At 64.2% G+C, this 7,811-nt stretch carries 10 protein-coding genes; all 10 read left to right on the forward strand.

Annotated elements, in window-relative coordinates:
* The first annotated feature begins 12 nt into the window (after window positions 1-12).
* Entirely contained in the window at window positions 13-966 is a 954-nt protein-coding gene (gene rsgA / locus AB5758_RS06290) for a ribosome small subunit-dependent GTPase A (protein WP_171021478.1), read from the forward strand.
* A 252-nt stretch (window positions 967-1,218) separates the two neighbouring features.
* Window positions 1,219-1,878, forward strand: a complete 660-nt coding sequence (gene cpaB, locus AB5758_RS06295) for a Flp pilus assembly protein CpaB (protein ID WP_249360913.1) — start codon at window positions 1,219-1,221, stop codon at window positions 1,876-1,878.
* Window positions 1,878-3,527 (forward strand): nucleotide-binding protein, encoded by a 1,650-nt coding sequence (locus AB5758_RS06300; protein ID WP_368152427.1) that lies wholly within the window; start codon window positions 1,878-1,880, stop codon window positions 3,525-3,527. Before cpaB ends, AB5758_RS06300 begins: the two co-directional genes overlap by 1 nt.
* Complete coding sequence (locus AB5758_RS06305) at window positions 3,524-4,852, forward strand: TadA family conjugal transfer-associated ATPase (protein WP_006235095.1); 1,329 nt, start codon at window positions 3,524-3,526, stop codon at window positions 4,850-4,852. Before AB5758_RS06300 ends, AB5758_RS06305 begins: the two co-directional genes overlap by 4 nt.
* A gap of 5 nt (window positions 4,853-4,857) precedes the next feature.
* Complete coding sequence (locus AB5758_RS06310) at window positions 4,858-5,751, forward strand: type II secretion system F family protein (protein WP_368155437.1); 894 nt, start codon at window positions 4,858-4,860, stop codon at window positions 5,749-5,751.
* On the forward strand, window positions 5,748-6,389 hold the full coding sequence (locus AB5758_RS06315) for a type II secretion system F family protein (protein WP_368141427.1): 642 nt from the start codon (window positions 5,748-5,750) through the stop codon (window positions 6,387-6,389). Before AB5758_RS06310 ends, AB5758_RS06315 begins: the two co-directional genes overlap by 4 nt.
* Window positions 6,390-6,399: 10 nt before the next feature.
* Entirely contained in the window at window positions 6,400-6,633 is a 234-nt protein-coding gene (locus AB5758_RS06320) for a hypothetical protein (RefSeq protein WP_368141428.1), read from the forward strand.
* The gene (locus tag AB5758_RS06325) at window positions 6,597-7,160 is read left to right on the forward strand and encodes a hypothetical protein (RefSeq protein WP_368141429.1); all 564 of its coding nucleotides are present in this window, start codon (window positions 6,597-6,599) and stop codon (window positions 7,158-7,160) included. Before AB5758_RS06320 ends, AB5758_RS06325 begins: the two co-directional genes overlap by 37 nt.
* A 1-nt stretch (window position 7,161) precedes the next feature.
* On the forward strand, window positions 7,162-7,380 hold the full coding sequence (locus AB5758_RS06330; protein ID WP_055285909.1) for a hypothetical protein: 219 nt from the start codon (window positions 7,162-7,164) through the stop codon (window positions 7,378-7,380).
* 64 nt (window positions 7,381-7,444) lie between these two features.
* The coding region (locus AB5758_RS06335) for a pilus assembly protein (protein ID WP_368155439.1) at window positions 7,445-7,811 on the forward strand (367 nt) is incomplete at its 3' end.

Here is a 7,811-nt window from a genome sequence, read left to right on the forward strand (position 1 = left end):
GAGCCCGAGCAGATGCAGCTTGGCGCCGTGGTGCGCTTGGATCGCGGGTTTCCGCTGGTGGCGACTGCCGACGACACCTTCCGCGCCGAGCATGCCGTGGGGTTTGCCAAGTCGCGCGGCGAGGACGAGGTCCTGCTGCCTGCCGTGGGCGACCGTGTGGCGGTGCGCCGCGCTCCCGGGCACGATATGGGCGTGATTGAGTGCGTGCTGCCGCGCCGTACGAGCTTTGAGCGTTGGCGCGGCCGTGCCCGCGGAGAGCGTCAGGTGCTCTGCTCCAACGTGGATTGCGTGCTAATCGTGCAGGCGCTCGGTGCCGGTGAGGTGCTGCTCGACCGCGTGGCGCGCTCGCTGGTGTTGGCGCTCGACTGCGATGCCGAACCGGTGGTGGTGCTCACCAAAGCTGATCGCTGCGATGCCGAGGAGCTCGAGCGCGATCTGGACCGCGTGCGCCGCCTGGTGGGTCCGGACGTGCGCGTGATCGTGACGTCCTCTGCCGAGGGGCGCGGCCTGGACGAGGTTCGTTCCTGCGTGCCTGCCGGGAGCTGCGCCATGATTCTGGGCGAGTCGGGTGCCGGCAAGTCGACGCTGCTCAATGCGCTGCTGGGCCACGATACGTTGGCGACTGGCGGTGTGCGCGAACGCGACGACCAGGGCCGTCACACTACCGTCGCGCGCGTGATGGTGGCACTGCCGGGCGACGCCGGCGTGATCGCCGATGCCCCGGGCCTGCGCAGCTTACCGCTCGTGGGTCACGAGCGGGGTCTGGCGCGCGCCTTCCCCGAGATTGTCGAGGCATCGCGCGCGTGCCGGTTTGGCGATTGCACGCATACCCATGAGCCGGGTTGTGCCGTTCGCGAGGCCGAGGACGCCGGGCAGATCGACAGCCTGCGTTTGGAAACGTTCCAAAACCTGGCGTCATCCATGCGCGTGAGTGCTCAAATGCTCGATCCCGATGTCCACCTGTAATTGATTTTTCCTATGACAGCCGTCTTCCAACTGTTCGGGAGACGGCTTTTTTGCTGCGAAAAAGCCTCGAAACATGCAGTTTGCTGACGTGCTGACCAAAACCTTGCCACGAGCTTGACGGGCTGGTTAGTTTTTGGTCAGCGATTGGTTTGACATCGAAAACCGAGATCGCGATTGCGCCGCTTTGCACTCTGACCACCCAGACAATGGTGGTACGGGCATTCGCCCGGCACTGCCATGAGAGGAGCGGCCGTGAACAAGAGCAAGCGCATCGCCATCAGTCTGGTCGCGGGCGTGCTCGCTGCGCTGCTCTGCATGGTTTACGGCTCGTCGATTCGCTCGCAAGCCGAACAGGTCCAGGCTGAGACCTTGGCCAAGTACGGTGGCGATCGCGCCGAGGTATGCGTCGCGGCGCGCGATATCGATGTGGGCGAGACCCTCGATGAGACCAATGTCATAACCCAGGAATGGCTGACGAGTCTGCTGCCGCGTGACGCGGCGACCGAGCTGCGCCAGGTGCGCGGCGACGTGACGACTTCGCGTATTCCCAAAAACGCCGTGATCTGCAATGTCTACACCAAGGCCGAGAGCCACAAGCTCGAGGTGCCTAAGGGCAAGGTCGCCGTTTCGGTGGCGGTCGATGCCGAGCACTCGGTCGGCGGTGCTACGGGCGTGGGCAGCTACGTGGATGTGTATGTGCAAAAAGACGGCGTAACCGATCGACTGTGCGGCGCGTACGTGATCGATACCAGTGAGGATTCCGGTGCCACGCGCGAGGGCAAGATCGAATGGGTGACGCTGGCGGCTGACCCCGAAGACGTCAAGGAACTGCTGGGAGCCTCGGGCAAGGGAACGGTCAGCTTGACGATTCCCGCCACGGCGCGCGGCAAAAAGAGCGGAGGCGACGAGTGATGAAGGCGATCTGGCTTGCGTGCTGCGCGTGCGGCGATTACGGGCTGTTGCAGCGGGAAGTCGAGGGCCGTGATACGGGTGCACAGGTGCTTCGCGTGGGTGACCTGGACGGGCTGGTTTCCATGGCGCGGGCGTTTCCGTCGCGCCGCGGAGCTGCCATCATCGCGGCGTCTCTGTTTGATACCGAAGATGTGCGCAAGACTGTTGCGCGCCTGACGGCCGAAGGCCGCGTGAGTCGCGTGGTCGTGTTGATAGAAGCACTCGATCCGTCGGATATCGAGGGGCTGTTTCGCGCAGGGGCGACCGAGGTCATCGCTGCGCACAGTATATGCGGCAACGGGCGAGCGGGCGAGGGAGCGGTTGATTCCGATCGGCGCATGACGATTGAGCCCGATGCTTTTGTTGATAGGGAACCCGGGGCGCCTCGCGCTACAAGAGGCCCGCGTGTTGATGATTATGGAAAAGCGGAAGCCGAGCATGGTCGGCGCCCCCGGAACCCCCTTGTATACGATGACGCTGGAGGACCGGCGCAGCATGCTGGCGACTCCCCGGCTGTAGATATGGGATACGTGCGCGGCGTGAATCTGGCGGATGAACTCGACGAAGTTGAGGGCTTTGCCGGGTGCGGCGAGTTGACGCTGATGCAGCATGAGCAGATTGCGCAGAACGAGCCTGCCTCGCAGACCGAACAAGCCGCCATGCCGGCTTGGACGCAGCGTGTAGTTGCGGCGGGGGAGACGGGGACGCTGTCACCGACGCCCGCCCCGCCGCCTCCGATGCCGCCGGCAGACGCTGCCGCTTCGCCGCATCGAGCTCCGGTCATCTGCGCCATTTCGGGTTCGGGCGGTTGCGGCAAGTCGACGATCGTTGCCACCATGGCACACACATCGTCGCTGTTGGGCTTGCGTGCCGCCGTGCTCGACCTGGACCTGATGTTTGGAAACCTTTACGACTTGTTAGGCGTCGATGCTCCGCACGATATGGCGGCACTTATCGAGCCGTCGGCGGCGGGCACGCTCACCGAGCCGGATATCGTGGCCGCATCGATGCGCGTCGCCCCGGGCGTTACGCTCTGGGGTCCCGTCGCGGCGCCCGAGCAAGCTGAGCTCATGGCACGTCCGGTGGAGCTGCTGCTCGATGTCCTGCGTCGCGAATCCGACGTGGTCTTTATCGATACCTCGGTCTTTTGGGGCGATGCCGTGGCGGCTGCGGTGGCGGCGAGCGACCGTTGCCTGGTCGTTGGCGATGCGGCGGTGTCGTCCGCGACATCGGCGTCGCGCGTCATTGAACTGGCAAGTCGAGTAGGTGTGCCGCGCACGCGCATGAGCGCCGTGTTCAACCGGTTCGGTGCGCGCGGGGCAGACGAGGACGTCGCCATGCGCTTTGAGATTGCCTGTGCGTTGAGCTCCAAGATTCATATCGCCGATGGCGGGCAGGATCTCGCCGCGCTCATGGCGTTTGGACGCGCTGACGAGGCAGTGGGGCAGACCAGCGCTTTTGCGACCAGCGTGCGCGAGGCTACGCGCGAGATGCTCGTGGAACTGGGGTGCGCCGTCGGCCCTTGGAGCGATATGGTCGCCGACCGTGCAACGCGTACCGAGCGCCCGCGTATCCGCCTTCCCTGGTCGCGCGAGGGTGATCAGCGATGAGTCTGCAAACGAGGATTAAGGCTGCCGGCGCTGCAGCGGCGGCAGCGCCTGTAGATGCGGGGCGTCGCCGCGCGGTGAAACGACGCACCAAGCGCGCCGTGATGGACCGCATGGGTTACGACGAAGTGGCGCGTATCAGCGCCTATATCGACCCGGCACTTGCCCGCTCGGAATTGCGTCCCGCGGTGGAGGCGGCGCTCAATGTTGAGGAACCGACCGATCTCGCGACGCCCGAGCGCGAGACCATCATCGACGAGATTTTGGATGACGTGGTGGGCTTGGGGCCGTTGCAGCCGCTCATCGAGGACGACACCGTTACCGAGATCATGATCAACGGCTGCCGCTCGGCTTTCTTTGAACGTGGTGGCGTCTTGTACCCCATCGAGCATGCGTTTGAGGATGATGAGCAGATCCGTGTGCTTATCGACCGCATCATCTCGCCACTTGGCCGCCGTATCGACGAACGCAGCCCCATCGTCAACGCCCGCCTCAAAACGGGCTATCGCGTCAACGCGGTGATTCCGCCTGTGGCGATTGACGGACCGATTCTCACCATCCGAAAGTTCTCGGACCGCATCTGCTCACTGGACGAGCTTGTGGGGCTGGGGTCGCTGCCGCTTTGGTATGCGCAGCTGCTGTCGTGCGCGGTGTCGCTGCGACAGGACCTGGCGGTTGCGGGAGGCACGGGATCTGGTAAGACCACCCTGCTCAACGCGTTGTCATGCGAGATTTCCACCGGCGAGCGCATCGTGACGATCGAGGACTCTGCCGAGCTCAAGTTTGCGCATCATCCGCACGTGGTGCGCCTAGAGGCGCGCGAGGCTTCAATTGAGGGTGAGGGTGCGGTGACGATTCGCGACCTAGTAACTAATGCCCTGCGCATGCGCCCCGACCGCATCGTGGTGGGCGAGGTGCGTGGTGCCGAGTGCTGCGACATGTTGCAGGCCATGAACACGGGCCACGACGGGTCGCTCACCACACTTCATGCGGGTTCAGAACAGGAGACCGTGGTGCGTCTGACATTGCTTGCACGTTATGGCATCGATCTGCCGAGCGAGCTCATCGAGGAGCAGATTGCCATGGCGCTCGACGGCATCGTGATGTCCGAGCGCCACGCCGATGGCAGGCGTTTCGTCTCCTCGTATTCGGGGGTGCGTCGCGCCGCGTCGGGCGGCGTAGAGCTCGAGCGCTATGTGACTTTCGATGCCGCCGAGCGCACCTGGACGCTTGACCGCGAGCCGCCGTTTATCGCAGAAGGCCTGCGGTCGGGGACGCTCACACAAGAGGAGGTGGACGAATGGAGGTCGCTGTGCCCCTCGTCGTAGGGGGTTTGGCAGGGTTTTCTGTCGCGACGGCGTGCGGGGCGGAACCTCGTGTGCCGCAGGTGCCGCCGGCGGAGCTGGCGCGTCAGGCGTTCGAGACGGTGGCAGAGAAGCTGCCGCGTGAGTTGGTGGAAAACGATCTGCTGAAAAAGATTGCCCGTTCGTGGGCATCGCTGGCTCCGGCGCGTCGCCTTGGCCTCGTGATCGAGGATGCTTCGGAGCGTTTGGCGTTTCTGCTGCTATCGAGCGGTGCCTGCTGCGTTTTGCTAACGATGGTGTCGTTATCGCCCCTCGGGTTTGCCTTGGGACTTGTTGCTCCGATTGCCGCTGGCGCCGCTCGGGATGGCTTTGAGAGCCGGCGCGAGCAACACGATGCAGAAGAGGCCATGCCCGAGGCGTTTACCGCACTTTCCATGTCGCTTGCCTCGGGACATTCGCTGGCCCAGGGCATGCGCTTTGTGGGCGCTCATGCGCAAGAACCGGTGCATACCGAGTTTTTGCGGGTGGCGGCGGCAATCGATTGCGGTATCTCGGCGACCGACGCGCTCGATGACTTGCTCGTGCGCATCGACGCCCCCGGTCTTTCGCTTGTGACCTTGGCGCTTAAGGTGTCACAGCGCACCGGCGCTCCGCTTGCCGACTTGCTGTCCGAGGCGTCGAGCATGGTAGGGGAGCGCATTGAGCTCAAGCGCCGCCTGGATGTCAAGACGTCGCAGGCTCGCATGTCGGCGCATATGGTCGCGGCGATGCCGGCAGGCATGTGCGCGGTGCTGGCGCTGCTTTCGGCAGATTTTCGTCGCGGTCTCGCGACGCCTGCCGGTGCAGGCGCTATGGTGCTGGGCCTTGCCCTCAACGTCGTTGCCTTGGTGGTTATCCGGCGCATTATGAGGGTGGAGCTATGAGCGCCCCAGTTGCAGTTGCGGCTTGCCTGTGCGCCCTGAGTGTATTTGTCGCGACGGGTTTGGATCGGGCGGATGCGCGCAAGATCGCAGGGGCCTGCAAGCGCGAGGCGGTGCTGGTCGCTGCCGCGGGTCGCTCGGTGGCCGATGCCCTGACCGCGCGAGTGAAGGGCGCGGTTGGAGCGGGCGGCCCGGCGCGAGTTTCGCTCGGCGAAGTGTCCGAGATGATCGATGTTGTGCGCTTGGGTCTTTCGGCCGGTCTTTCGTTTGATGCGGCGCTTGAGATTTTCTGCGCCAACCGTCGGTCAGTGCTGGCTCTTCGCCTTGAGCGGGCCTGCATGGCGTGGCAAGTGGGCGTGGGTACGCGTGAGGACGAGTTGTTGGCCGCCGCGCGCGACCTGGACGTGCGAGCGCTCGAGACCTTTGCCATCACGGTGGGGCAGGCGCTCGCCCTGGGTGCCCCACTTGCCGAGACGTTGGCCGCTCAAAGTCGCGAGATCCGTGCGGCTCATCGCGCCGCGGTCGAGCGCGAGATTGAGCGTGCGCCCGTCAAGCTGCTGATTCCCACCGGCACGCTCATCTTGCCGGCGTTGCTTCTGTCCATATTGGGCCCGCTGTTGGGAGCAGGCGGGATGATGTAGGGAGGAATACATGAACACGATGACTGACGTTGCTGGCAAGATCTGGAGCTGGGCTGTTTGCCAGTCAATTCGCGCTTGCCAGCATGCCGGGGAGCTACTGCAGGAGGAGAGTGCGCAGGGCACCACCGAATACGCCATCTTGGTCGGCGTGCTCGTGGTGATCGCCATCATTGCCATTGTCGCATTTAAGGGCAAGGTCCAAGATCTATGGAACGCTATCAGCGAGGGCATCAACAGCCTGTAGAGGGTAGGCGGCCTGCCGGCGCACTGCTGGTGTTTGCCTGTGTGGTTGTGGCGGTGGCAGTGGCGGTTTGGGGGCTAAACGCCGCGCGGCAGCAGCGTCCTGGGGCCGCCTTCGATTCGGGCTCAGATTCGACGGTGGCGTCTCAAAAAGATGAGATGCGAGATGCGGACGATTCGGATGTCGCTGTCACGGCGCAAACCTTTCTGCGGATGCTCGACAAGCGGTCTGGCACTGCGACGGATTCGCCTGAGGACAACGCGATTGCGGTCCGGCTTGCATGGTCCGAGGACCGACCGATGACCGAGGCAGCGGCGGATATGTTACGCGCCTACCGCGAGGTGCCAACGGCCCAGCTCGCCCTGAGCGGCTATCTCGATATTAAGGGTAACGTATGGGGCGCCATTGTGCGCGATGGGCGCGGCTGGGTCGATATGGTGACGGTTGCCGCGGATACTGGCGATGCTTCGTGTCGTCTGCGCGCGGTGCGCCTGGCCCCGCAAACAATAAGCTCAAAGGAGGGGTCGTGAAATGCATGACGTCCTGCGCGAGGAATCTGCCCAGGCGACGGTCGAATACGCCATCGTCACGGTGGCGCTGTTATCGATCGTGCTGGCGATTGCGGGGCTTTGGCGTGCTGGCACCGATGGGCACTTGGCGGCGCTGGTTGAGCGGGCGGCATCCCATGGCGTTGCCTCGACGTCGGTTATCGACGCCGCTGCGGGCGCTAAGGACATCGCGTTGTATTGATATCGCGCGCGAGGACCGGGCGCAGTCTACGGTCGAGGCTGCTTTTTTGCTGCCGACGTTTCTGATGCTCATTCTTCTCGCACTGCAACCGGTGTGTTTGCTCTATACGCGCGCGGTCATGGAGTCTGCCGCTGCCGAGACCGCGCGGCTCATGACCACGACGACGGCGGAGGACGACGATCTTAAGGAGTTCACCCGCCGCCGGCTTGCCGCAGTGCCCAACGTTTCGATCTTTCATGCCGGCGGGCCGTTGTCGTGGGATATCGAGCTTGGCCGGGCCGGTGCGGGTGGTGTCTCGTCCGTGTCCGTTTCCGGCGAGGTCAAGCCGTTGCCTGTGATCGGTGCGTTTGCGCAGGCTATGGGTGGTACCGCCGAGGGCGGCTACGTTGAGCTCAAGGTCGATGTCTCGTATCAATCGCGTCCCGAATGGC

Origin of the sequence: Collinsella aerofaciens (genome assembly GCF_040926405.1) — a bacterium.
Taxonomy (GTDB): Bacteria; Actinomycetota; Coriobacteriia; order Coriobacteriales; family Coriobacteriaceae; genus Collinsella.

What these genes read in the sequence shown, in the direction of transcription:
- rsgA (WP_171021478.1), top strand. Translation starts at nt 13, where the DNA reads ATGCAGCTTGGCGCCGTGGTGCGCTTGGATCGCGGGTTTCCGCTGGTG.
- AB5758_RS06330 (WP_055285909.1), top strand. Translation starts at nt 7,162, where the DNA reads ATGCATGACGTCCTGCGCGAGGAATCTGCCCAGGCGACGGTCGAATAC.
- AB5758_RS06305 (WP_006235095.1), top strand. Translation starts at nt 3,524, where the DNA reads ATGAGTCTGCAAACGAGGATTAAGGCTGCCGGCGCTGCAGCGGCGGCA.
- AB5758_RS06315 (WP_368141427.1), top strand. Translation starts at nt 5,748, where the DNA reads ATGAGCGCCCCAGTTGCAGTTGCGGCTTGCCTGTGCGCCCTGAGTGTA.
- AB5758_RS06325 (WP_368141429.1), top strand. Translation starts at nt 6,597, where the DNA reads ATGGAACGCTATCAGCGAGGGCATCAACAGCCTGTAGAGGGTAGGCGG.
- AB5758_RS06320 (WP_368141428.1), top strand. Translation starts at nt 6,400, where the DNA reads ATGAACACGATGACTGACGTTGCTGGCAAGATCTGGAGCTGGGCTGTT.
- AB5758_RS06300 (WP_368152427.1), top strand. Translation starts at nt 1,878, where the DNA reads ATGAAGGCGATCTGGCTTGCGTGCTGCGCGTGCGGCGATTACGGGCTG.